Origin of the sequence: Endozoicomonas elysicola (assembly GCF_000710775.1) — a bacterium.
GTDB classification, from domain to species: domain Bacteria; phylum Pseudomonadota; class Gammaproteobacteria; order Pseudomonadales; family Endozoicomonadaceae; genus Endozoicomonas; species Endozoicomonas elysicola.
This window is the reverse complement of record NZ_JOJP01000001.1, coordinates 4,396,035-4,420,158: the sequence shown is the minus strand read 5'-3', so window position 1 is coordinate 4,420,158 and position 24,124 is coordinate 4,396,035. Positions and strand designations below refer to the sequence as shown.

The window sequence follows — 24,124 nt, the reverse complement described above, 5'->3', positions numbered from 1 at the left end:
ACATTATGAAAAAAAGCAGTACAAAATTTTTGCTCACGGTCACATTGTCAGCGCTGATTGGTGTTGGTATCGGTTTGGGAATCAGTGGTACCGATGCGGGCAGAATGATTGATGAACGTAAGGCGGAGGTGGCTGGTAACCTGGCCAGCAAGTTTATTGCATCACAATCAGAGCATGACCCGAACCTGAAGGTAAAAACAGTTGCGAAATTGCATCACATTCCCATTGAGGTGGATCGCTTTCAGGAGAATATCTTTCGGGCCAGTGGCGTTGCCAACACCTTTTTGATTAAAACCCCGGAAGGTAATGTCTTGTTTGATACCGGTCTTCCAACTCAGGCTGTAAAACATAAACGACTGCTGAAGGAAGCGGCCGGTGGTGATATTGCCTATATCGTCCTCTCTCACTCACATGGTGACCATATTGGCGGTTTGAAATTCTGGCAGGCGGAATACCCGGATGCCAAAGTCATTGTTCATGAACGGTTCGCAGAAGGGCAGCGTTATCTGAAAGACCTGGAACAATATTTCTGGAACCGGAATCGCACGCTGTATACCTTTATGCCAGAGGAGCCGCCAAAAGAGGGCTCAATGTTTGCCTACGGTGGTATTAACGGCGATATCGTTGTGGAAGATGGTAGTACCTACGAATTTGAGCTGGGTGGCGTTCAGTTTCAGGTAATTCCAACACCCGGCGCAGAAGGGGATGATAACCTGGTGATGTGGATACCTGACCAGAAGGCACTCTTCACCGGAGATGTCTTTGGCCCTCTGTTCCCAATGGTTCCCAACCTGTTTACTTTACGTGGTGAGCGCTTCCGTGATCCTGTCGCCTATATCAACTCACTGGATACCATGGTTGATCTGAAGCCGGAAATCATTTTGCCCAGCCACTTTGATCCTTTGACGGATGCTGCGCAATTACAGAGCGACCTGTTGAAAATGCGGGAAGCCACCCGTTATATCCATGACGCGACCATTGCCGGAATGAATGCGGGTAAAACCCTGTGGCAACTCATGGATGAGGTTCAGCTGCCTGATGAGATCAACATCAGTCAGGGGCACGGCAAGGTGTCCTGGAATGTCCGCAGTATCTGGGAGTACTACAGCACCTGGTTCCACTTTGAGTCCACCACTGAACTATATACGACCCCAGTAAGACAGCTCTATCCTGAACTGGCTGAGCTGGCGGGTGGAGCTGAGCCTCTGATGGTAAAGGCTGAAGAGCAGGTAAGCAGTAACCAACCGGTTAAGGCGCTCCATTATATTGAAATGGTGCTTTCCAGTGAGCCAAACCATAAATCAGCTTACCAGCTGCGTTTACAGGCACTGAAACAGCTGTTGGCTCATGCTTATGAGAATGGCAGTAACTTCAGTGAAACCGGCTGGCTGAAGGCTCGCATTTCAGCAACAGAAAGGGATATCGCTGCGTTGTAAAAACCAGAGAACCAGATGGAAGATAAACAAGCAGCTCAATACGAGCTGCTTTTTTATGGCTATCCCTAAACCATTTATTTCAGTGTCCTTGTTATATCAAGCGTACTGTCTAACTATCGTAATGAACTGCTGATATGGGCGTCAGAGCAAGGCGGAATGGCGAGTAATAGCAGGGCTACTTGTGCCCTCAGGTATTACGAGGAGTTCCAACGCTGGGCTGGCGTCCATTTCACTAGAGCAATGGCGTAGTTAGAAAGCTCGATGGGTATTATTCAAATGGCTTGGCCTGAAAGCTGACCACCTGACTTTCTAACGAAGTCAGACGGGCTAATCATATGAGTGGGTGCTTCGAAGGTGAGTGGATATCGAACAAAAGAGGAGTGTTTGCAGAAGTTGGCACAGAATTAATTGAATAATGACCTATGTAAGTGACTACAAAAAGAAGCCACCTTTGTTCACAAGGTGGCTTCTTCACTGAGCTATCAGATTAATTATTCCTGGTACAGAAACCCATCAACCAGGGGTTGGGAGTACAGTCGTAAATCAGGCGGCCCGCATCGCCGTATGTGCGATCCAGCAACCGTTTAACCCCTTCAGGCGGCATACCGCGCGCTTCCTCAGCCTGAAGTCGCTCCATGGGAATGGGGTAGTCCGCCCAGTCTCTAGGGGCTCTCCAGCCGGGAGGTGGCACTACATTTGACCGTGTACCATTTAATGGATGCAGCAGTCTCCACTCACGAATGGCTTCAGCCATTTTTGCTACCTGCTTGGGATTATTCGCAGCCAGGTTATTATGCTCGTAAGGATCTGCATTAATATCGAACAGGTAATTAGTAACATCAATCGAAGTCAGGGACTGATCAATTTTCTGCACTAGTTTCCACTGGTCATTAAACGCCGTGATACTGAAATGATTTCTAACGGGCGTTTCTGAAACGAAAAAGACGTAATCATCCCTGGCTATTTTCTGTTTGCCGGTCATCGCTTCCAGCATGTCATGACCATCCAGCCGGTAGGTGGTTTCTGGTGTAAAGCCTGCAGCTGAAGCCATGGTTGGAAACACATCCATAACGGTCATGATGCTGTCCACTTTGGTTCCGGCAGGGATCTGTTCAGGCCAGCGAGCCACAGAAGGAACCCGGATACCACCTTCAAATGTGTTGCCCTTGCCTCCTCTGAGAGGGTAGTTGTAGGCACCTGCTCCACCATAAACTGGCCCGCCATTATCACTGAAGAACATGACAATGGTGTTGTCTGCAATGTTCTCTTCATCCAGGGTATTCAAAATACGGCCGATGGCCTGATCCATGGCGTCGACCATGGCGGCATATATTGGACGGGCTTCTGAATTGGTCAATCTGGCCAGCTTACGCATACTTTCCGTGCCGGTACGGGAGCTTTCGGTATCGTCATTCAGGTCTTTGTATTTCTCGATCAGCTCAGCCGGCGCCTGGAGAGGCGTGTGGGGCGCCAGAAAGGGGACATAGGCAAAAAATGGTTTAGTTTTATCCCGCTCCCTGATCCACCGACTGGTATCGTCAGCTAGCAGATACGTTGCATAGCCCTCGGTTTCCTCCGCGACAGAGACGCCATTGCGCTGCAGGTCGGCACCACCTTGATTCTTATAAGGTGGGAAGTAATCAACTTCGGTATTCAGGTGGCCATAAAAGTAGTCAAAGCCGCGCTGGTTGGGAACATAGCTTTCCTGGGACATGCCCAGATGCCATTTACCAAACATGGCTGTCTGATAGCCATTGGCCTTAAACGATTGCGGCATCAGGGTTTCGTTAGGGTTTACCCCATTATTTGACCATGGCATAACGGTGGCGTAGGCAATACCGAGGCGCATGGGATCCCGGGCAGTCATCAGTGCCGCTCTTGTCGGAGAGCAGGTCGGGGCAACGTAAAACCGCTCCATGGTGGCGCCTTCAGCAGCAAGGCTATCGATATTTGGCGTCTCTATTGTTGAGCCATTGATACCGACATCCGCCCAGCCGAGGTCATCGGCCATCATGACAATAATATTGGGCTGATCAGGTTGTACCTGGCCAGTCTCAGCCATGGACATTCCAGGTAAGGCAGTCAGGGCAATGATTGCCCCTGCAATCAAGTGATGAGCGTTGCTGAAGTATCGACGTTTATTGTTTGAGTGTCCCGGAAGTGGCTGGGTTTCACTGTTGTTATTCATGTTTCCTGATCTCCATTCAAACACTTCAACTCCATGAAGACGCTGTTATTCTTTTTATTTTTGTAGTCGAGCTGTCTGCATACATCTCACGTGCAAAGGGGTTCACTTCTTCCTGAGCTTTATGCACAGCACTCAGGCTCGCCGAAGCGAGCCTGATAAATGAACCCTACCAGCTTAGTTAAGCAGTCGCTTCCTCTTTTACTTTATATTGAGCCTTGAGTACCCGCTTCAGAAGCTTTCCGGTCTCTGTACGAGGCAGTTCCTGCACAAACTCAACACTGCGTGGGCACTTGATATTTGAAAGATGCTCACGACAGAAGTCGATGATCTGCTGCTCTGAAACAGACGCTTCCAGTTCCGATGATTGCAGTTGGATAATGGCCTTAACCTCTTCACCAAAGTCTTCGTTGGGGACACCGATCACGGCAACATCTGCCACTTCTGGCAGGGTAATAATCAGGTTCTCGGTTTCCTGTGGGTAGATATTGACGCCACCGGAGATGATCAGATTGGTTCTGCGGTCGGTAAGGTAAAGATATCCCTGCTCATCGACATAACCCACATCACCCAGAGTACTCCAGCCTTGAGAGTGACGGCTGTTTTGGGTTTTCTCCTCTTCATTATGGTATTCGAAGGTATAACTGCCTCCAAAGTACACTGTGCCTTCCTTACCACTGGGAAGCTCTTCCCCGGTTGCTTCATCAACAATATGGATTTCACCGTAGATGGCCTTTCCTACAGAGCCTTTGTGTTCCAGCCACTCCTTGGGATTAATAACGGTCATGCCATTCCCTTCGGAACCTGTGTAATACTCATGAACCACAGGGCCCCACCAGTTGATCATGTTCTCTTTAACGCTGGTTGGGCAGGGTGCTGCAGAATGGACAGCACACTGCAGTGAAGACAGGTCGTAGCGATTTCGGATTTCGGACTCCAGCTTGAGAAAGCGTACGAACATTGTGGGTACCCACTGACTGTGAGTGACCTTGAAGCGCTCGATAAAATGCAGCGCTTTTTCTGGCTCGAACTTTTTCATGATCACAACCGTGGCTCCCAGTCGTGTATAAGCGGATGCCCAGTAAAGAGGTGCTGCATGATACAAAGGAGCGGGCGACAGAAAGACCGAATCACTGCTGGCACCGTAGAGGAATTTCTGCATGGCAGGATAGTTGCCAGCACTGTTCCCCATGCCGAGTGGGCCCTGTACAAATGGACGCTTGATACCTTTTGGCAGGCCTGTTGTGCCTGAGGAGTACATCATGAACATGCCTTCGCACTCATCGTCGATAGGCTCATCGCTCATGTTTTCCAGCTCGGCATCCCAGTCGCGGAAACCATCCACCAGTTGCTCATCCGCTTTGATCATGAACTTTTCAACACCGGCTGGTACTGGCAGCTGGGAAAAGTCGATGGTGTCGGCAAGTTTGCCAGAGGCTATGAAGACACTGGCTTCACAGTTTTCGACAATGTAAGCAATTTCATCACTCTTCAGGCTGGTGGAGATGGGGGTAAAGTACAGCCCGGCCCGGACGGCAGCCCAGCAGATATGTTGAAACTCCAGGCAGTTCTCGATCATGACCGCAACATGGTCACCGGTTTTAAGACCCAGCTGGCGGAACAGCTGAGCACCACGATTACTGAACCGTTCAAGCTCACCAAATGTCAGTTGCTCACCAGTATCCGCAAGAATATAAGCCGGTTTGTCAGGTGTGTTCTGCGCATGGAAAGTGGGATGCATGGTCATAATGTGAACTCTCTTTCTTATTGTTATTTGTTTTGTTCCCACCTTGCAGTGGGAACTGTTCGTGAGAATGACGCTTATAGAAAAGCGAAGGCATCCTGACTCAGTGCCATCATTGCTTTACCAGAAGCCTCGGCTGCTTTGGAATGACTGTCAGCACGGGGTAACAGTCGCTGAAAATAAAATTCTGCTGTCGCCAGTTTGGCCTGATAGAACTCAGGGGCCTCGACACCTTCAGCAATTTTTTGCTGAGCCAGCTGAGCCATCTGTGCCCACATATAGGCCAGTGCCACATAGCCGGAGAACATGGTGTAATCCACGGATGCAGCCCCTACCTCATTAGGGTCACTCATCGCTTTGGAACCAATGGCCATGGTCAGTTCACCCCATTGCTTGTTCAGGGTCCGCAATGGCTCGATAAAGGGTTTCATTGCTTCATTGTTACCAGCGGCTTCACAGAACTTATGAATCCGTTTGGTGAAATTGCGCAGTAGGGTTCCCTGGCTTCCCATGACTTTACGGCCAAGAAGGTCAAGCGCCTGAATTCCGGTAGTACCTTCATAAAGTGTGGCAATACGGGCGTCCCGTGCTATCTGCTCCTGACCATTGTCACGGATATAACCATGCCCACCCAGAACCTGAATGCCCAGGTTAGTGACTTCTACACCAACCTCGGTACAGAATGCCTTGGCTATTGGGGTTAACAGGGAAAGGAGATCATCCGCTGCTCTGGCATTCTCCTCATTGCCGTATTTTGACTGATCCACTAACTGGGCGAGCCAGTAGATGAGTGCCCGTGAACCTTCATTTAATGCTTTCTGAGTAAGAAGCATCCGTCGTACATCCGGGTGTTCAATAATGGGGTCTGCTTCACCATCGGGGTTGGCTGGGCCAGTTAATGCCCTCATCTGTGTGCGTTCCCTGGCATAGTTCAGGGCACCCTGGAATGAGTTCTCCCCCATGGAAACTCCCTGCAGAGCCGTACCAATGCGGGCTGAATTCATGATTTTGAACATGACCTCCAGGCCACTATTCTCTTCACCGACCAGATAGCCCGTAGCTCCATCGAAATTCATCACGCAGGTGGCTGATCCCTTGAGTCCCATCTTCTTTTCAATAGAGCCACAGTGAACAGCATTACGTTCGGTCAGGTTCCCGTTCTCATCGGAGTGAAACTTTGGAACGATAAACAGTGAAATGCCTTTAGTGCCTGACGGGGCTCCTTCTACACGGGCCAGTACCGCGTGAATAATATTCTCAGTCAGGTCATGCTCACCTCCGGAGATAAAAATCTTGGTGCCGGAGAGGGAGTAGCTTCCATCGTCGTTTGACTTGGCTTTGGTCCGGATAAGGCCAACATCCGATCCACAGTGAGCTTCAGTCAGGCACATGGTGCCACCCCATCGGCCACTGATCAGGTGGGGAAGGTAAGTGTTTTTCTGTTCTTCACTGCCTGCAGTCAGAAGACAGGTGACAGGTGCCTGGCTTAAGCCTCCGTACATACTCCACGCATGGTTGGCAGAACCGGTCATCTCTCCCATCATCATGGCGCAGGACCCCGGAAGATTCTGGCCACCGTATTGTTCTGGGAGAGAGAGGCCCAGCCAGCCTGCTTCTGCGTACTGGGCAAAAGCCTGCTTGAAGCCTGCCGGCGTCTGGACATCACCGCCTTCAAAGCGGCAGCCCTCTTCATCACCGCTTTGATTCAGGGGGGCCACCACCTGTTCAGCAAATTTGGCGCCATTGACCAGTATGTCATCGATCAACTCCTGGCCTGGCTGTTCACAGTTGCTCAAAGACTGGTAATGGGTTTCGCTGTTCAGCAGCTCATGGATAACAAACTGGATATCTCTTACAGGGGCTTGGTAATGACTCATTATTGTACCCTTATGCTTATTTTTATGGGCTCTCGCTCCCATGCTCTGCGTGGGAACGAGGTATAACCCTTTATTATTCTTTTAAATGAACAGCTCGTTGCTTTCAGCTCTTTCCAGGAGGATTGCCGGTGGTTCGAACCGTGAACCATAGCGTTTAGCCAGCTCTCTCGCCCTGCAGGCAAATGCACGCAGGCCATAGGCATTGATGAACTGGAATACACCACCCGAATGAGCCGGAAAACCTATACCGAAAATGGAGCCGATATTGCCGTCAGCGGCTGTGTTCACCACGCCTTCTTCAAGCGCTCTTAATGCTTCAAGGCTCTGGCAGAAGGTCAGTCGGTCACGGATATCTTCAAAGGGAATTTCCTGGTAGCCGTTGGGGGCAAAGTGCTCTTTCATGCCCGGCCAGATGTGCTTCTTACCGTTTTTGGGATAGTCATAATAACCACCGCCGTGGATTTTCCCCTTGCGGCCAAACTCTTCGACCATTTTAATGATCAACTCTGCGGCAGGATCGTTATTGATGGGGTTACCCTGTGCTTCAGCATCTGCACGGGTCTGCATGGTGTTTTTGTAGGCGGTTTCCTGGCTTATCTCGTCAATGGCCGCCAGAGGCCCTACCGGTGAACCATTAAAACGGGCGGCATTTTCAATCAGTGCCGGGTTGATTCCTTCCAGAACCATGGTGGCTCCTTCGGAAATCGTTTTGCCGATCACACGGGTTGTGAAAAAGCCCGGGGCATCATTTACGACAATAGGCGTTTTACCCATGGCTTTGGCCAGATCAAAAGCGACGGCCAGAGCATGGTCCGAGGTCTTCACACCACAGATGATTTCAACCAGAGGCATCTTTTCCGCAGGGGAGAAGAAGTGCATGCCAATATAGTTTTCAGGCCTTGAAGAGGCTTCCGCCAGTTCGGTAATGGGCAGAGCAGAGGTATTGGAAGCCAGTATGGCGTTGGTAGGAATAGCCTCTTCGGTTTCCCGGGTAACCTGGGCTTTGATGCGTCGGTCTTCAAACACGGCTTCAATGACCAGATCACAGTCAGCAAGGTCTTCATAACTGGCCGTTGGGATTACTCTGGCCAGGATCTCCTCAGCTTGAGATTCACTGATGCGTTTGTTCTTTTTGCAGACCTGCTCACAGTAGCCTTTACCCTGATCGGCGTTTTCCTGCGAGATATCTTTTAATACGACCTTAATACCGGCTTTGGCTGCGCCAAAGGCAATACCTGCACCCATCTGTCCTGCGCCGAGAATACCGAGCTTCCTGACCGACGTCGGCTCAATTCCCTTTGGACGACTGATACCGTTATTAATGTCGTTCAACTGGAAGAAGAACGTACGAATCATATTCTTCGCCACCTGTGAGGTCATCAGGCTCATAAAGTAGCGTGCTTCAATTTTCTCTGCGGTATCAAAGTCCACGCGGGCGACATCGTTGACGCAGGCCATGATGGCTTTGGGGGCAGGGAAGTTGTTGTTGGTGTTGTTCATGACATTGACTGGCCCGAAGTAAAACAGACCGGCCAGTTCACGGGATATTTCTTTATCGTTGGGCGCACCGCCAGGTATCTTGAAGCCTTTTTCATCCCAGGGCTGGCAGGCTTTTGGATTGGCCAGAAGCCAGGCTTTGGCGCTGGCATGCATTGCTTCTTCGCTATCCACCAGTTCATCAACCCAGCCTTTGGCCAGCGCCTGTTCGGCCTTGAACTTTTTACCGGCAGATAACCAGGTTACGGCTTTTTCACAACCGAACATCCGCACGATACGAACCACGCCACCGGCTCCAGGCATCAAACCAAGCTGGGCTTCTGGCAGCCCGACTTCAACGCCTTTCTGATTGATGGCAATTCTATGATGTGCCGCCAGACAGATTTCATAACCACCGCCCAGAGCTGCGCCGTTAATGCCAACCACAACCGGTACGCTCAGCGTTTCCAGATACCGTAAGGGGAGTTTGGCATCCAGAATGCTCTGGAAGTTGTCTCTGGCTTCCTCTTCGCTGAGCTGAGTCGGTATTTCCAGCAGGCTGGACAGGTCGCCTCCACCAAAGAATGTTTTCTTGCCCGAGCGAATATAAACACCGCTGATATCACCGGCCGAAGCCAGGGCTTGAAGCTCGGAAACGGCTTTCTTCATGGCTTCGATGTATTCGAAGCCCATGGTATTTACCGACTTTCCCGGTTGATCAAGGATCAGTTCAACGATGCCGTTGTCGTCTTTTTCCAGTCGAATGTATTCCATTGATTTGTCCGTTCTTATTTTTATGTAAACGATGCTTTGTCTGGTTACAGCCGCTCAATGATGGTGGCAATACCGATGCCGCCACCGGCACACAGTGTGACCAGTCCTCGTTTCAGATCCCGTCGTTCCATTTCATCCAGCAGTGTGCCAACCAGCATGGCGCCTGTTGCTCCAATAGGGTGGCCCATGGCAATAGCTCCGCCATTGACGTTGATTTTTTCATCGGGAATATTCAGCGCTTTCTGGTAGCGAAGAACCACGGCCGCAAAGGCTTCATTAAGTTCAAACAGATCAATGTCGTCCAGTGTCAGCCCGGCTTTGGCCAGTACCTTTTCTGTAGCAGGTACCGGACCGGCCAGCATGATCGTTGGCTCAGTACCGGTGGTTGCGCAGGCGACAATGCGAGCTCTTGGGGTAAGGTTCTGCGCAGCTCCTGCCGCTTCACTGCCTACCAGAACCAGCGAAGCGCCATCCACAATGCCGGATGAATTACCTGCGGTATGGATATAGTCCAGTGCTTCAACTTCCGGGTATTTGAATTTCAGCAGGTCGCCATGACCAAGGTCGCCAAACATCTGAAAAGAGGAAGGGAGTTTTGTCAGGCTCTCGGAGGTAATGTCACCCCGGATGGTTTCATCGTGATCCAGAATGGTCAGGCCATTCATGTCTTTGACGGGGATGATAGAACGATCAAAATAGCCATTTTTCCGAGCATGAGCCGCACGCTGTTGTGACATCAGCGCATACTGATCGAGATCGGAGCGGCTGAAACCTTCCAGTCTTGCTGTCAGATCGGCGGCAACACCCTGGGAGATGCCATAACTTTCCATGGCTGTCCAGGGATCACCTGCTGCAGCTCCGCTGGCACCGATACCCAGCCGGGACATGGACTCAACACCTCCGGCCACTACCATCTCTTCAAACCCGGAACGGACTTTCATCGCGGCCAGGTTAACGGCATCCAGACCTCCGGCGCAGTAGCGGTGCAGTTGTGCCCCAGTAGTGATGTCATCCCAGCTGGAATAGACGAGGGCAGTCTTCGCAATATTCTGGCCCTGTTCGTTCACCGGTTCTCCGGTAGCCAGGATCAGATCATCCACCTGTCGGGTATCCAGCTGGTTTCTTTCCTTCATGCTCTCCAGAAGGTTGGTTACCAGATCAATGGGTTTGACTTCATAGAGACTGCCGGCGGGTTTGCTGGGGGCTCCCGCTTTTCCCCGACCTCTTGGCGTGCGGATCGCATCGTAGATATAGGCTTCAGTGGTCATGTTTATTCCTGATTTTTCTTTTTAGTTATTAGGTTCAGGCGCTGGCAGGAGCGAGCACACCCCATTCGGCCAGTACTGCTCCGGTATCTTCCCCAGTGGACCGTGGACCATGAGAAATGGTGGCTTCTGTCCGGCTGAAGCGGGGCGTTGGTGATGGCTGCAATACCCCTTCCACTTCGGTATAGGTGCCACGGGCCTGATTGTGGGGGTGGTCTGGCGCTTCCCAGATTGACAGTACCGGGGCAAAACAGGCATCGGTGCCTTCCAGCAGTTCGCACCATTGATCCCGTGTTTTGGTCTTGAACAACTCCGCCAGTGTTTCTTTATAATCTTCCCACTGACTTTTGTTCATCTGGTTGCCAGGTTCTTGTAGGAGAGAGTGTTTATCCAGTCCTGTTTTTTCCAGCAGCTGCAGATAAAACTGAGGTTCAATGGCACCAATAGCGATGTATTTTTCATCCGCTGTTTCGTAGGTGTCGTAGAAGTGAGCGCCCCCATCAAGCAGTCCGGCACCGCGCTCTTCTGTGAACATGCCATAGCCGCGGAGGGTGAAAAACATGGTCATTAAGGCGGCACTGCCATCCACCATGGAGCTGTCGATGACCTGGCCCTTACCCGACTTCTGTGCTTCCAGCAGGCCGCAGACAATGCCAAAAGCCAGCATCATGGCACCTCCGCCAAAATCACCCACCAGGTTCAGAGGTGCGATGGGCTTTCCTCCTTTTCGGCCAATGGCGTGGAGTGCTCCGGATAGTGCGATGTAGTTGATATCATGGCCTGCTGTTTTGGCCAGAGGGCCATCCTGTCCCCAGCCAGTTATACGACCATAGACAAGTTTCGGGTTCCGGGCTAAACAGTCTTTAGGGCCGACCCCCAGTTTTTCTGCCACGCCTGGGCGAAATCCCTCAAAAATGGCATCCGCCTTTTCGCAGAGCTTGAGCAGTGTTTCAACACCTTCGGGTGTTTTCAGGTCCAGGGCTACTGAACGTCTGCCACGCATGGCAATGTCCTTGATTTTCATGCCTCCAGACTGCGCCCGCTCGATACTGATGACTTCGGCACCCATATCGGCCAGCATCATCCCGCAGAATGGACCTGGACCAATACCTACTAACTCTATAATTCTGAAACCTTTCAGTGGACCCATCAGATACTCCCCGAATTTTATTATTAATCTTCTGGCAACAGGTTTATGAGCCATGACTATCTATTCATGGTCGAGTATAGTGAGCAGAAATTGGGATCTCTGGTCTGGTTCGGCCTGATTTTTGGTGATCAGAGGCTCCGAGGCTGGATGGATAAGAAGAACACGTTATGTCCGCTATGATAAAAAAAGAGACGACCATCGCGACACTGGGACGTGCCATCAGTATCACGCTTGAGCATTATGGCTGTGACAGTAAAGCCGTGTTTGATGCCGCTGGACTGGATATATCATTGTCGTACGACCCCGGGGCGCGTTACGACTCCCGCAAATTCGCCAATCTCTGGCGGCTGGCTGCTCATGCCAGCGGTGACCCCGCTTTTGGTCTTGAAGTTCCCAAGGTTCGCCCTCCTCTGAACCCCGCTCTGGATGCGGCGTTTTCTTCCAGTGATAATCTGCTGCAGGCACTTGATCGTCTTTGTAAGATGTTTCATTTCGTCAATGAAATGAGTGCGCTGAAACTGTCACAGGAAGGCAGCAGTATTTTCCTTGAGTATATAACCTCTGAAGTGCATCGAGAGGTGGTGGCATTCGAGGGGATTGATGCGCTTTTTGCCGCATTAATACACAATATCCGCCAATTGATGGATCCGGATTTCAAGGCAAAAGGTGTCTATTTTGTCAGGCCAGAGCCGGAGAAGGTTGGGCCGTACCTGGAGATGTTTAATGCTCCCGTTATGTTTGGCCAGTCTATTAATCGGCTTGAGTTTGATTCAGCCCTGTTATCAAAGCCACTGTTAAGTGCCAATCCGGAAATTGCTCATTTGAATGAACAGATTGTTCTTGAGTACCTGGAGCGCTCTGAACGTGATGAAGTTCTGCTGAATACCCGCTTTCATATCATTGCCCAATTGCCTTACGGAGAACCGAATCAGGAAGTGATTGCCGGCCTGATGAATATCTCTTCCCGGCAGTTGAGGCGCAAACTGAATGAGTTGGGTACCAACTACAGTCAGGTGCTGCTGGATGTCCGCCATGAAATGGCGAAAAAGTATTTAAGCCAGAATAAGCTGGCTTTGAGCGAAATTACCCAGCTACTGGGGTTTTCTGATCAGAGTAATTTCACCAAAGCGTTCAAGCGGTGGCAGGGGGAAACGCCCATAGCCTTTCGTAAAAATACAGCAATATCGATATAGGGTCTTATTGCTGGTACTAATGCATTGTTGACCAGTTCATATCCGGGGCTTTCTCTTCGCCAAACCAGCAGCATAGAAACTCTCTGAATTGGACGAGCCGGCCATTTTCAATGGTAAAGATATGAGCCCAGCGGTTATAGAAAGGTTGGTCTCTGGAAATATCCTTACCAGACTCTTCGCCCAGTGCAACAACGGTGTCGCCTTGAACAATAAACTCCTTGGGATTAAAGGAGGAGAATGTCCAGGTTTCTCCCAGGATATCCAGAAATTGTTGAACACCCTGTTTGCCTCGGTAACTCTGGCACTTCTTCAAATCGGCCGGACCATTGACAACCCAGTGTATGTCTTCATGGCAGAGATCAATAAATCCAGCCAAATTTCCTTCAGAAAAAAGCTGATAGATGGTTTGAGTGACTTCAAGTGGTGTTTTCATAGAGGAGCTATCTGTTCATGTAAACACTACAGGATAGTCCCTGCTTTACAGTACAAATGTATTACTATTGAGTACCTTTTCTAGCGATTTGAACTTTCTGTGGCTTTGCTAAACGGACTAACATTGAGGTTTCAATAACTGCACTGGCAACAATGAAAAGAAGTAAAGCCAGCATAAGGCAGGAGGCTGTTGTCGTTGTGGTAATGGTCATCTTGACTGATGCCAGGAAAAACCTGACCCTCTGGGAATTAAAAATGTGATTACTATTTAATCGCAGAGCTGCTTTCTGGACAATTCAGAAAATTGTATAACCTCTAAAAGTATCTTTGATAAGCCCCCCTTTCAGAGGCTGTTTTTCTAACGTGCTAATGACCCAGTGTTATCTGTCAGGCAGTGCTTTTCGCGGTATTTTCTGGGGGTAGTGCCTGATTGTTTACTGAACTGGCTGTAAAATGTGGACTGGCTTTTGTAGCCAACTTCCAGGGCAATATCGAGCAGCTTTCGGTGTTGGTTCGTAGGGTCTTCAAGCAGTTGTTGAGCTTTATGGATTCGGTAGCGGTTGACCAGTTCATAGAAGTTCCCTCCTGACCTCAGGTTGATTACCTGACTTAATTCGTGCGAGGTAACGCCCAGCAGGTCAGCAAGCTGGCTTAGATTGAGGTCTTCACGCATATAGGTCAGGTCCTGTTCAAAGCACGCCTGTAATTTCCCCCAGATATGATTGATGGAGTCATCATCAAGAGCGGATCGTTCGTATTTAGTCTGTGTTGGGTGTTCTTCAGTGAGAGAAGGTTGTTCGACTCTCTCGAGTACTTTCTGAACTTCTCCGGTAAAAATTCTGGGCTGTCTGAGTCCGCCAATGGCAATGAGATAGATAACGCCAAAGTCCAGAAAAAGGAAAAAAGAAGGTTGCTCGTTAATGAGTCCCAGGCTAAGCAGTAAACCTGTGGCGATATAGGTGAGACGAAGCGTGATGATGTAAATAATCAGCCATTTGAGCCAGCCCAGTGTGATTGGACCCAGTGAGGAGAAGGTTTTCTTCAGCCGGTGTTCGTGGGAGTGCAGTAAGCGCAGGGCTGCCACGCCATAAACAAACAATATCAGGCTGTTCAGCAGGTAGAAAACAGCGATGGCATGATCAACCTCAGATATTTGACTGGCAGATGGTAATGGCTGCTCTGGCGCGATGGCCAGCCAGGCCAGTAATCCTGGTAAAAGACAGAGGGTATGTATAAGCAGTTGTCGGACAAAGGCAAACTGTTGTTCGGTGAGTGAGCGAACATACAGGTAAATCAATGGGCCCTTCATAATCATCAACAGATAGATGATATAGAAAGGTTGGTAAATGATTGCTTCGGTTCTCACCGCCAGATGGAGAGCAATACCCATGGTGTTAATGCCGATAAACATAGCGAGGAGTTTATTGGCATTGGGGGTCTCACTGCGAACTGCGAGAATGATGACCAGTAACAACAGTCCCTGGGACAGGACAAACAATTGAACAGCGGATAACCAATCCATGCCTGTGACCCTTTATACTTATTATGAAAAAGCGTTAGTGTATCTGGGCGTCAGGGTAGCGGAATCAGTCGGAAATTGCATCCAGCCATTGTTCTGCAACTGCCTGTTCAGAGAGAGCAAATGCTTTGATTTCCATACCGGGGAATAGCATGCCTTCTATCTCACTGACATTCCGAACCCACTGGGTATCGCTAAGCACGGCGATTCGGCTGAAACGGCGAAATGCACTGAATGCCCGTGGCAGCTGGGAAAGTTTAATGCCCATGGCACCCAGTGTCGGCATATGAAGCGCTTCTATGCGATAGAGCATGGTGCCCTGTTTAATGTTTTTTGTTTTTTCAACGAACTGGTCAATTGCCTTGCTCATCTGTTCAGCATCAAGCTGTCCATCGAGCGAAAGGTCAATACGATTGTGGGAGTGAGGTGTAATGGTCAGCATGTTGTTCTCCCTTCCTTGTTGGCGTTAGTTACTAATTACGTTAACAAAGAAGAAGGGAGCAGGATAGGCGCAACTGATGATCTCAATCAGTGACTCCGGTGTTTCTTCACTTCATCGTCTAAAAGATGCTTTTTCAGCGACTCCAGCGAGGTTTTTCATATTGGCTGTAGTCGATGTCTTCCAATGGCCAGCTACCCTGCTTTTGTTTTTTTCTTTCAGCCACACTCATTCCGAAAATGGCCCGGCAGGTGCGCTCTTTGAGGTCAATCAGCTCCTGCGGTGTCACCAGTCCAAGGAATACACCGGCTTCCATAAAGCCTTCGAGACGGTGGCGCTCCAAAGGGGAGGGAGGGTAGCCTTGTCTGGAGGCTGACGACAGTCTGGTCAGCCTTGTTTCCACTTCATCCAGAAAATGATGTTTGTCCATAGGGTTTTGACAGTTCGCTCCTTATAAGAGCTACTCAGCGTTGTTCAAGATAACTCACATATACATGAACATCATCTCATAAACCAGTGCTGGACGCTCTTCACCAACCACATGGACCTGTTGCTCCATCGTGACCGTTGTGCCTTTGGCACTGCCCGTAATGGCTTTAACCCGGCTGCGGCAATGAATTTTACTGTTTGCAGGAACGATACCGGTAAACCGGAGTTTGTCAGAGCCAACATTCAACATGTTTTTAAAGCCGGTGACTTCAAAGGTTTGTGGGGTCTGCATTTTAGGCAGCAAAACCAGTGTCAGAAATCCATGGGCAATGGTGGTTTTAAACGGGCTGTATTGGGCGCACTTCTCGGTATCGGTATGTAACCAGTAACTATCGCCGGAAAGCTCGGCAAACTGGTTGATCAGTTCCTGGGAAACGGTAACCTGTTCACTCCAGTCACTGAAAGCTTCAGTGACTTCAGCCTGCATGGCGTCGATATCTTTAAAGTCGTACTTTTTCATTATTATTCTCTTTGTTGATGTTATTTTTTTCGCACACCACTGCGCTTCAGTTGGCATCCTAGCGGATTTTTTTTCAGCCCGGTAGCGGCTGATTTTGCCCATGCACCTTGGACAGGTTCTGCCATTTATCGGCTGCTTGCCATCCACTACCTTTTCACCTAATCGCTAATAACAAGAACAAGGAGTCTGTCGTGGCGGAAGCAGTCATTGTTGAAGCACTACGTACCCCCATTGCCCGAGGTAAGCCTGTCGTCGGGGATCTTCATGGTTTTCATGCTACTGAGTTGCTGGCTCTGTCCATGCGGGCTGTTGTTGAAAAAGCAGGGCTTGAGTATGACGACGTTGAGCAGCTGATTGGTGGGTGTGTTACCCAGGCCGGGGAGCAGGCTGGCAATATAACCCGGAATGCCTGGTTATCCATGGGCAATACCTGGGGAGCGGGAGCCACGACGATTGATGCCCAGTGTGGCTCTGCCCAGCAGGCTAACCATTTGATTTCCTCCCTGGTTCGCGGTGGGTCTATTGATGTAGGCGTTGCCTGTGGTGTTGAAGCCATGAGCCGCGTTGGACTGGGTATGAATGTCTATAACGGTCCAGGCTTCTTCTTACCCAGGAACTGGCCTTGGGACAGCACGCCAGACCAGTTTGCAAGTGCTGAGCGAATCGCGGCCAACCGTGGAATTACACGGCAGGAAGCGGATGAATTTGCACTTCGATCCCAGCAGCGGGCGAAAGCAGCCTGGGAAGCAGGCTACTTTGATCGTGAAGTGTTCTCTGTCGATGCCCCGGCTTTTGGTGAAGATGGTAAGCCAAATGGTGAAACCAGAAAGGTGAGTCGAGACCAGGGCTTCCGTGATACGACGATGGAAAGCCTGGGTAACCTGAAAGCCGTGGCTGAAGGTGGTATCCACACCCCGGGCAACTCCTCCCAGATTTCTGATGGATCCGCTGCAATTTTGTGGATGAGCAAAGAAGAAGCTCTGGCCAGAGGTTTGAAGCCAAGAGCACGGATTCTGACCGATGTTGTGGTGGGTACTGATCCTTATTATCTGCTGGATGGCCCAGTGGATGCCACAAAAGCATTGTTAAAGAAAAGCGGCATGAGCCTCAGTGATATTGACCTGTTTGAGGTGAATGAAGCGTTTGCCGCTGTTGTCCTTTCCTGGGCCCGGGTATATGAGCCGGATATGGATAAAGTAAACGTCAATGGTGGTGCGATTGCCCTTGGCCACCCCGTGGGCAGTACCGGTACCCGTCTGATTGTTTCAGCCCTTCACGAACTGGAGCGGACTGACAAGAATACCGCGTTGATCACCATGTGCTGTGGTGCATCAGTGGGTACCGGCACCATTATTGAGCGTCTTTAGGTTTACAAGATGTTGAACCACAAAGGGCACGAAGCACGCAAAGAAAAGACTTTTTTATAGTTTTCCTTTGTGATCTTTGTGGTTGAAAAAAAACTATAAGAATAGGAAAGAGTTATGACTTCTCGTAACGGAGAGCTGGACGGAAAAGTCGCCATTGTTACCGGTGCCGGTCGTGGTCTGGGACGTGCTGAAGCATTGAATCTGGCCAGAGAAGGTGCCCGGGTTGTTATTAATGATTTGGGTGGTAATCCGGATGCTGAAGCTGCTGCAATGTCCGTAGTTGAAGAGATCAAAGGCTTTGGTGGTGAGGCGTTTGCCTTCTTTGGTGACTGCGCCGACTGGAATGATTCTGAGCAGCTGTTCAAAAAGGCGCTGGATACCTGGGGTGATGTCAATATCCTGGTCAACAACGCCGGTTTCTGTCGAGATCGACTGATCTTCAACATGACAGAAGATGAGTTTGATACGGTAGTTCGTGTCCACCTGAAAGGACACTTTGTCAACATGCGTCATGCGACCAAGTACTGGCGTGAAAAATGTAAGGCGGATGGAGCCCCTGTTTATGGCAGGCTGGTCAGTACTTCTTCAGAAGCATTTCTGTTTGGTTCGGCCGGACAGCCTAACTACGCAGCGGCAAAGGCAGGCATTGTTGCCATGACCATGGGGGCTGCTCAGGTGATGTACAACTATGGGGTGACAGCTAATGTTATCTGCCCGAGAGCGCGGACGGATATGACCAATCAGGGCGTAACCGCCAGCATGTTTGCCAAGCCGGAGTCCGGTTTTGATACGTTTGCTCCGGAAAACGTCAGTCCTCTCGTCACCTATCTTGCATCACCAGAGGCGGGTAACGTTTCCGGACAGGTATTTGTGGTATGGGGTAAGCAGGTAGTGGTTGTTGACAGTCCGAAAGAGGCGGCACAGTTCAACAGCCCAGAGGCCTGGACTCAAGAGTCTCTCAATAAATCACTGGGTGAGTACTTTGCCAATAAAGTACCCGTTCGTGATGGGTTCAGTGTGATTCCACAGTAATTGTCGTTTTCTTACCGGCCTTCTTATCAACCGTTAAAAAGGCCGGTACTGCCTGAGAGAATAATCATGCAAACACATGCACTCGGGGAGAAAGAGAACACTGGCTCTCATCAGAAAAAGCAGGAACTGGTTCAGTTGCTTCGTTCGATTAATGAGCAACTGGTCAGCAGTGATCTTTCCGAAGAAGCAATGGCTGATGCCAGTCATCAGCTGGCATCTATTCATAACCGGTTGTCCGGGTTTTCAGAACGTACTTATCAAGCCGTTTTTGCGCCGAGCGATGATGAAGAATCTGCTGAACTGGGGTATAACGCAAAGACGCTTCAGGGGCTGTATACCCCGGTGAGTGGCTGCTGTAATGCCGTTGCGCCGGAAGTGACTTATTTTACGGAGTCTTCGGGTTCCGGGGATCGGGTGTCTGCCAGAGTCTGTTATGGCAAAGCGTTTGAAGGTGGTCCCGGTCTGGTTCACGGAGGCTTTATCGCGGCACTCTTTGATGAGCTGTTTGGTGTTGTTCAACATCAGAAAGAGCTGCCCAGTATGACGGCCAGTCTGACTCTGCGCTACGTGAAACCAACACCTCTGCATACTGAGCTGCGCTATGAAGCCTGGGTGGTAGAAACCCGGGGGCGAAAGTCGACAATGAAAGCGGTGCTGAAAAATGGGGATGACGTGCTGGTTGAGGCAGAAGCCCTGTTTGTTACGGTACTCAGAAAGAATTATCAGAAGCTGGTTGACCGCAGAGTAGCGGGTTAACTAGGAGGCTGTTCGAGAATAGACTGCCCTGCACGGCAACTGCTCCTGCGTTGCTCTAGCTCCTGCGTCCATGCAGTCGTGCGGTGGCAGATAATTGGTCTAATAAAACCTTTTTGTTCGGCAAATAGAACCACTATTCACCTCACAAAAAGGATTTTTTATCCTCAATTTTCTGCCATCCTCGCTACGGGCGCTATTCTCAGACAGCCTCCTGGCAAACCGCATTAGTCGGTACTTTTATAAAAAACAGAATAATGAATCCAGGTGGCAGTCCATGTCCGATTTAACCACATTTCGCCAGGAGATACGTGACTGGCTTAACGACAACTGTCCTGAGTCAATGCGTACACCGGTTACCCAGGAAGAGCAGATCTGGGGTGGTCGTAACCTTCGTTTCCCAACAGAAGATGCAAAACTCTGGTTTGACCGTTGTGTAGAGAAGGGGTACTGCGTACCTGACTGGCCTGAAGAGTATGGTGGTGCAGGTTTCTCAGCAAAAGAGACCCGCATCTTCAAAGAGGAGATGGCGCGTCTCAACTGTCGTGCACCGCAGGTCAACCTGGGGATCTGGATGGTTGGTCCGGCGATTCTGGAATTTGGCACTGAGGAGCAGAAGCGGGAGCACCTTCCCAAAATCGCCCGTGGTGAGATCCGCTGGTGTCAGGGGTATTCCGAGCCAGGTGCCGGTTCCGATCTGGCCGGTTTGCAGTGTAAAGCTGAGTCGGATGGTGATGATTACATCATCAATGGTTCAAAGATCTGGACCTCCTATGCGGATCATTCTGACTGGATTTACTGCCTGGTTCGTACCGATCCGGATGCACCGAAGCATGAAGGCATCACTTTCCTGCTGTTTGATATGGCCAGTGAAGGTGTGGATGCCAAGCCGATTGAATTGATTACCGGTGAAACTCATTTCTGTCAGACCTTCTTTGACAATGTCCGTGTTCCGAAGAAGAACGCTCTGGGTGTTGAGAATAAAGGGTGGACGGTTGCCAAGCGGGTACTTCAGTTTGAACGGAATATGATGTCCGATATGGAAGCCTCTGCGAATACTTCTGGAACCACTCCCCGTTCTGCAGCGATTGAGCATATTGGTCTTGTGGATGGAAAGCTGGCGGATCCGGTTTTTCGTCAGTCTGTTGTCAGGCATGAAATTCAGAAGCGGGCACTGGATAAGACTCAGCAGAGAATGGCTGATGAGTTTGCCCAGGGTGTTGGCGATATGAGTGTGGCGATGATTTTGAAGTATGTGGGTACTGAAGAAGAGAAGCGCAAATACGAACTGATTTTGAAAATTGCCGGTGAGCAGGCTTTGGGCTGGTCTGGTGAAGGGTTCAGTGATGCGGAGCTTCAGTTGACCAGGGACTGGTTAGCTTCAAAAACCCACAGTATAGCGGGCGGCACCTCTGAAATTCAGTTGAATATCATTGCCAAGCGGGTATTAGGGCTGCCAGATGCAGCGGGGAAGTAAGTCATGTCTCTAGTATTTAATGAAGAACAACGTTCCCTGAAAGACACGGCCAGGGGGTTTGTACAGGCCAACAGTCCGGTTGAAAGTCTCAGAAAACTTCGAGACAGCCAGGATTCGGTTGGATTTTCCAGAGACGTCTGGGGGCAGATGGTGGAACTGGGCTGGGGGGGGATTATCTTTCCAGAAGCCTACGGTGGTTTCGACTTTGGCGTAAAAGGCCTGGCCGCCTGCATGGAGGAGTTTGGTCGTACGCTGCTGCCTTCTCCTTTACTGTCTTCTGTTGCTCTATCCGGTTCCGTAATCCTGCAGGCAGGCAATGAAACCCAGAAGCAAGAACTATTGTCGTCTATTGCGTCAGGTGAACTGTTGGTCAGTCTGGCACTGGAAGAGGGCGTTCGTCATAACCCGGTGGCAATCTCTACAACTGCTGTTAGAAATGAAGGTGGTTATACCATCAGTGGCAGCAAAACCCTGGTGATGGATGCTCATGTAGCAGATCAGCTGATTGTTGTGGCCAGGACCGCTGGTCAGCCTGGTGACCATGATGGCATCAGCCTGTTTCTGGTGGATGCTGGTGCTAAAGGGGTAATGATCAGCAAAACGCACCTGGCTGACAGTCGTAATTATGCCCGTGTTACCTTTGATAAGGTTGCAGTGTCTGACAGTGCTCTGTTGGGCGAAGCGGGTCAGGGCTTTGCTCCGCTGGATAGAGCTTTGGATGTTGCCAGAATCTGTTTGGCTGCGGAACTGTTTGGTGGTGTGCAGGAAGCGTTTGAAAGAACCGTTGAGTACTTAAAAGAGCGTAAGCAGTTTGGTGTGTTGATTGGTACTTTTCAGGGGCTTCAACACCGTTGTGCTCATATGTATACCGAAATCCAGCTTTGCAAATCTCTGATGATGGATGCATTAAGTGCACTGGAGGCGGGTAAGGAAAAAGCGCCCGCGTTGATCAGTGCGGCTAAAGCAAAAATATCGGAAACGGCCGAGCTGGTAACCAATGAAGCAGTTCAGTTGCATGGTGGGATCGGTGTGACGGACGAGCTGGAGATTGGCTTTTTCATGAAGCGGGCTCGAGTTGCTCAATTGTTACTCGGAGATGCGCATTTTCATTATGACCGGTATGCCAGGTTGGAGGGTTTTTAAATAGTTTAACGTATTCTTTATGGACTTCTTTTTTAACCGGTTTCTTTTATAAAAGGGCCGGTTTTTTTATTCTTTGTATTCTTAACTTATTGATTTTAAATAAATAAAAAGTGGCGAATTTTGCTAATTTTTCTTGGCCGTTTTTTGTCATTGAGCGATTTCAAGCATCCATATACTGTTGTCGAGTAGTCTGCCAAACAAGAAAAAATAACAACAAGGTAGAACATTAACTGTGAATTCCTGCTGATGGATTCATCAGTTTTCATTTTGATAGTGAGAATTGGGTTGCAGTTGCTGTTCCTGGGGGTAGAGATGGTAAAAACAATAATAAAAAATCCTGGTTTCTCACCAAAAGAGCGAACGCCTCTTTTTCAATTACCACGCAAGTCTGTTATGGCTGCAGCCATTGCTGCATCAATGGCCATGCCGGGTGCGTATGCGCTTTCTTTTCAGCCAACCGATGAAATCACTGTAGATTGGGATACCAATATTGGTTACGCAGCAGCATGGCGGATGGAAGATCCTGATGCAGTAGCACTGGCCAATAATAATGGTGATGATGGAAACCGGAATTTTAATAAAGGGGCGATGGTTAATAACCGTCTCTCAATTATTTCTGAAGCAGCTCTAAGCTATCGAAACTATGGGGCATTCATTCGTGGTAGTGCTTTCTATGATGATGTCTATTTTCATACCAATGACCATAACTCTCCTACCACCAGTAATAATGTTTCAGTTCCCCATAACGAGTTTACTCAGGGAACCAAAGATCAGAATGGTAAAGATGCTCGCTTGTTAGATGCTTTCGTTTATGGCGACTTTGATATTGCTGGCCGAAATTTGAATCTTCGTGTTGGGCGCCAGATGGTTAGCTGGGGGGAGAGCTTATTTATCCCCGGTATCAGCGGTGCAATGAGTCCGGCTGATGGAACGAAGGCAAACGTGCCTGGGGTTGAAGTTAAAGATGTCTTGTTGCCTGTTGGACAAGTCTTTGCTCAGTTTGATTTGACGAACGACCTGAGTATTTCTGCATACTCTCAGTGGGAGTGGGAAAAAACAGACATTAATGGTGCAGGTAGTTTCTTCAGTCTGTCTGATATTTTGGATGAAGGTGGAGAGAGCCTCTTTATTCCCAATCTTGGCTCGGTTCAGAGGAATGATGACATAGCCGCTCGTGATAGTGGTCAGTGGGGGGTTGCATTAAACTACTTCGCTGAAGGCTTGGGTAATGGAATGGATCTTGGCCTTTATTACATCAATTATCACGATAAACAGCCATCAATGATTTTTGATACTGTCATGATGGGACCTTTCACCGTTCCAACTGGCTACCATCTTGAATATTTCGAAGACATTAAGATGATTGGCGCAAGTTTTGGAACTCTGGTTGGTAATACCAACATTGGTGGTGAAGTTTCCATGAGGAAGGACGCTGCCGTTCGTGACCCAAACTCTGTACCGATGAAAGCTGATATTTTACAGGCTCAGCTTTCTGCTGTGCATGCTTTTGGTGTAACACCGGTTGCTGACGATATTATGTTCAGTGGTGAAGTTGGCGTTAACCGGGTTCAGGGCCTGAAAGATAATGAAATGAGCGGTGAAAAAATGGGCTCTGGTTTGGGCGCTTCTGTCACCCTTAAATATACGAACGTTATGGTAGGTACTAATTTTGAAGTGCCTATTAAATTTAGTGCAAATTTTCGGGGTGATTCAGCCGGTGGTAAGTTTACCAATACTGAAAACACGGATCGTCTAAGTCTGGGTGGTAAACTGATTTATCAGGGGAATCTGGAAACGTCACTTATTTATACCGCTTATTTTGGAGACTACGAGGATAATCAATATACCGACCGTGATTATCTGGCCTTCAACGTTAAATACGCTTTCTGATTAAGCAATAAAAAAATAGCTGG

At 49.4% G+C, this 24,124-nt stretch carries 19 protein-coding genes; 8 read left to right on the top strand and 11 right to left on the bottom strand.

The genetic code is table 11. The features are described from left to right. Positions 1-5: 5 nt before the first annotated feature. Complete coding sequence (locus GV64_RS23980) at positions 6-1,436, top strand: MBL fold metallo-hydrolase (protein ID WP_020581288.1); 1,431 nt, start codon at positions 6-8, stop codon at positions 1,434-1,436. 487 nt (positions 1,437-1,923) lie between these two features. Here GV64_RS23980 and GV64_RS18620 read toward each other — a convergent pair whose 3' ends face one another. From GV64_RS18620 to GV64_RS18595, 6 genes are all read right to left on the bottom strand, one after another. Next, positions 1,924-3,624 carry a sulfatase-like hydrolase/transferase gene (locus tag GV64_RS18620; protein WP_020581287.1) on the bottom strand — a complete coding sequence of 567 codons (1,701 nt, stop codon included), beginning with the start codon at positions 3,622-3,624 and terminating at the stop codon, positions 1,924-1,926. Between the two features lie 178 nt (positions 3,625-3,802). Next, the gene (locus GV64_RS18615; protein WP_020581286.1) at positions 3,803-5,368 is read right to left on the bottom strand and encodes an acyl-CoA synthetase; all 1,566 of its coding nucleotides are present in this window, start codon (positions 5,366-5,368) and stop codon (positions 3,803-3,805) included. A 74-nt stretch (positions 5,369-5,442) separates the two neighbouring features. Continuing rightward, positions 5,443-7,242 (bottom strand): acyl-CoA dehydrogenase C-terminal domain-containing protein, encoded by a 1,800-nt coding sequence (locus GV64_RS18610; protein WP_020581285.1) that lies wholly within the window; start codon positions 7,240-7,242, stop codon positions 5,443-5,445. Between the two features lie 81 nt (positions 7,243-7,323). After that, a complete protein-coding gene (locus GV64_RS18605; protein ID WP_020581284.1) occupies positions 7,324-9,492 on the bottom strand; it encodes a 3-hydroxyacyl-CoA dehydrogenase NAD-binding domain-containing protein in 2,169 nt (722 codons plus the stop codon). A gap of 44 nt (positions 9,493-9,536) precedes the next feature. Then, positions 9,537-10,760 (bottom strand): acetyl-CoA C-acetyltransferase, encoded by a 1,224-nt coding sequence (locus GV64_RS18600; RefSeq protein ID WP_020581283.1) that lies wholly within the window; start codon positions 10,758-10,760, stop codon positions 9,537-9,539. Positions 10,761-10,794: 34 nt separating this feature from the next. Continuing rightward, on the bottom strand, positions 10,795-11,907 hold the full coding sequence (locus tag GV64_RS18595) for a CaiB/BaiF CoA transferase family protein (protein ID WP_026258070.1): 1,113 nt from the start codon (positions 11,905-11,907) through the stop codon (positions 10,795-10,797). Positions 11,908-12,074: 167 nt separating this feature from the next. On the opposite strand from GV64_RS18595, the gene GV64_RS18590 reads away from it, so the two are divergent. After that, a complete protein-coding gene (locus GV64_RS18590; RefSeq protein ID WP_081622044.1) occupies positions 12,075-13,100 on the top strand; it encodes an AraC family transcriptional regulator in 1,026 nt (341 codons plus the stop codon). A 16-nt stretch (positions 13,101-13,116) separates the two neighbouring features. On the opposite strand, the gene GV64_RS18585 is transcribed toward GV64_RS18590, so the two are convergent. The 5 genes from GV64_RS18585 to GV64_RS18565 form a co-directional block, all read right to left on the bottom strand. Further along, positions 13,117-13,533: a nuclear transport factor 2 family protein gene (locus tag GV64_RS18585; protein WP_020581279.1), complete on the bottom strand. Its 417-nt coding sequence runs from the start codon at positions 13,531-13,533 to the stop codon at positions 13,117-13,119. A gap of 357 nt (positions 13,534-13,890) precedes the next feature. Then, positions 13,891-15,054: a helix-turn-helix domain-containing protein gene (locus GV64_RS18580; protein ID WP_020581277.1), complete on the bottom strand. Its 1,164-nt coding sequence runs from the start codon at positions 15,052-15,054 to the stop codon at positions 13,891-13,893. Positions 15,055-15,118: 64 nt separating this feature from the next. Beyond that, complete coding sequence (locus GV64_RS18575; RefSeq protein ID WP_020581276.1) at positions 15,119-15,493, bottom strand: SpoIIAA family protein; 375 nt, start codon at positions 15,491-15,493, stop codon at positions 15,119-15,121. Between the two features lie 133 nt (positions 15,494-15,626). Then, the gene (locus tag GV64_RS18570) at positions 15,627-15,920 is read right to left on the bottom strand and encodes a hypothetical protein (RefSeq protein ID WP_020581275.1); all 294 of its coding nucleotides are present in this window, start codon (positions 15,918-15,920) and stop codon (positions 15,627-15,629) included. A 54-nt stretch (positions 15,921-15,974) separates the two neighbouring features. Then, entirely contained in the window at positions 15,975-16,439 is a 465-nt protein-coding gene (locus GV64_RS18565; protein ID WP_020581274.1) for a MaoC family dehydratase, read from the bottom strand. Between the two features lie 191 nt (positions 16,440-16,630). Here GV64_RS18565 and GV64_RS18560 point away from each other — a divergent pair, with 191 nt between their 5' ends. The 6 genes from GV64_RS18560 to GV64_RS18535 all read left to right on the top strand — a co-directional run bounded on the left by GV64_RS18560 (position 16,631) and on the right by GV64_RS18535 (position 24,101). Next, complete coding sequence (locus tag GV64_RS18560) at positions 16,631-17,806, top strand: steroid 3-ketoacyl-CoA thiolase (RefSeq protein ID WP_020581273.1); 1,176 nt, start codon at positions 16,631-16,633, stop codon at positions 17,804-17,806. Between the two features lie 114 nt (positions 17,807-17,920). After that, complete coding sequence (locus GV64_RS18555; RefSeq protein ID WP_020581272.1) at positions 17,921-18,838, top strand: SDR family NAD(P)-dependent oxidoreductase; 918 nt, start codon at positions 17,921-17,923, stop codon at positions 18,836-18,838. A 66-nt stretch (positions 18,839-18,904) separates the two neighbouring features. Continuing rightward, positions 18,905-19,594 carry a PaaI family thioesterase gene (locus GV64_RS23975; protein ID WP_020581271.1) on the top strand — a complete coding sequence of 230 codons (690 nt, stop codon included), beginning with the start codon at positions 18,905-18,907 and terminating at the stop codon, positions 19,592-19,594. A gap of 274 nt (positions 19,595-19,868) precedes the next feature. Beyond that, complete coding sequence (locus GV64_RS18545; RefSeq protein ID WP_020581270.1) at positions 19,869-21,068, top strand: acyl-CoA dehydrogenase family protein; 1,200 nt, start codon at positions 19,869-19,871, stop codon at positions 21,066-21,068. A 3-nt stretch (positions 21,069-21,071) separates the two neighbouring features. Continuing rightward, complete coding sequence (locus GV64_RS18540) at positions 21,072-22,211, top strand: acyl-CoA dehydrogenase family protein (protein WP_020581269.1); 1,140 nt, start codon at positions 21,072-21,074, stop codon at positions 22,209-22,211. Between the two features lie 312 nt (positions 22,212-22,523). Beyond that, the gene (locus GV64_RS18535) at positions 22,524-24,101 is read left to right on the top strand and encodes a DUF1302 domain-containing protein (RefSeq protein WP_026258069.1); all 1,578 of its coding nucleotides are present in this window, start codon (positions 22,524-22,526) and stop codon (positions 24,099-24,101) included. The last annotated feature ends 23 nt before the right edge of the window (positions 24,102-24,124 follow it).

What these genes read in the sequence shown, in the direction of transcription:
- GV64_RS23980 (WP_020581288.1), top strand. Translation starts at nt 6, where the DNA reads ATGAAAAAAAGCAGTACAAAATTTTTGCTCACGGTCACATTGTCAGCG.
- GV64_RS18620 (WP_020581287.1), bottom strand. Translation starts at nt 3,624, where the DNA reads ATGAATAACAACAGTGAAACCCAGCCACTTCCGGGACACTCAAACAAT.
- GV64_RS18615 (WP_020581286.1), bottom strand. Translation starts at nt 5,368, where the DNA reads ATGACCATGCATCCCACTTTCCATGCGCAGAACACACCTGACAAACCG.
- GV64_RS18610 (WP_020581285.1), bottom strand. Translation starts at nt 7,242, where the DNA reads ATGAGTCATTACCAAGCCCCTGTAAGAGATATCCAGTTTGTTATCCAT.
- GV64_RS18605 (WP_020581284.1), bottom strand. Translation starts at nt 9,492, where the DNA reads ATGGAATACATTCGACTGGAAAAAGACGACAACGGCATCGTTGAACTG.
- GV64_RS18600 (WP_020581283.1), bottom strand. Translation starts at nt 10,760, where the DNA reads ATGACCACTGAAGCCTATATCTACGATGCGATCCGCACGCCAAGAGGT.
- GV64_RS18595 (WP_026258070.1), bottom strand. Translation starts at nt 11,907, where the DNA reads ATGGGTCCACTGAAAGGTTTCAGAATTATAGAGTTAGTAGGTATTGGT.
- GV64_RS18590 (WP_081622044.1), top strand. Translation starts at nt 12,075, where the DNA reads ATGTCCGCTATGATAAAAAAAGAGACGACCATCGCGACACTGGGACGT.
- GV64_RS18585 (WP_020581279.1), bottom strand. Translation starts at nt 13,533, where the DNA reads ATGAAAACACCACTTGAAGTCACTCAAACCATCTATCAGCTTTTTTCT.
- GV64_RS18580 (WP_020581277.1), bottom strand. Translation starts at nt 15,054, where the DNA reads ATGGATTGGTTATCCGCTGTTCAATTGTTTGTCCTGTCCCAGGGACTG.
- GV64_RS18575 (WP_020581276.1), bottom strand. Translation starts at nt 15,493, where the DNA reads ATGCTGACCATTACACCTCACTCCCACAATCGTATTGACCTTTCGCTC.
- GV64_RS18570 (WP_020581275.1), bottom strand. Translation starts at nt 15,920, where the DNA reads ATGGACAAACATCATTTTCTGGATGAAGTGGAAACAAGGCTGACCAGA.
- GV64_RS18565 (WP_020581274.1), bottom strand. Translation starts at nt 16,439, where the DNA reads ATGAAAAAGTACGACTTTAAAGATATCGACGCCATGCAGGCTGAAGTC.
- GV64_RS18555 (WP_020581272.1), top strand. Translation starts at nt 17,921, where the DNA reads ATGACTTCTCGTAACGGAGAGCTGGACGGAAAAGTCGCCATTGTTACC.
- GV64_RS23975 (WP_020581271.1), top strand. Translation starts at nt 18,905, where the DNA reads ATGCAAACACATGCACTCGGGGAGAAAGAGAACACTGGCTCTCATCAG.
- GV64_RS18545 (WP_020581270.1), top strand. Translation starts at nt 19,869, where the DNA reads ATGTCCGATTTAACCACATTTCGCCAGGAGATACGTGACTGGCTTAAC.
- GV64_RS18540 (WP_020581269.1), top strand. Translation starts at nt 21,072, where the DNA reads ATGTCTCTAGTATTTAATGAAGAACAACGTTCCCTGAAAGACACGGCC.
- GV64_RS18535 (WP_026258069.1), top strand. Translation starts at nt 22,524, where the DNA reads ATGGTAAAAACAATAATAAAAAATCCTGGTTTCTCACCAAAAGAGCGA.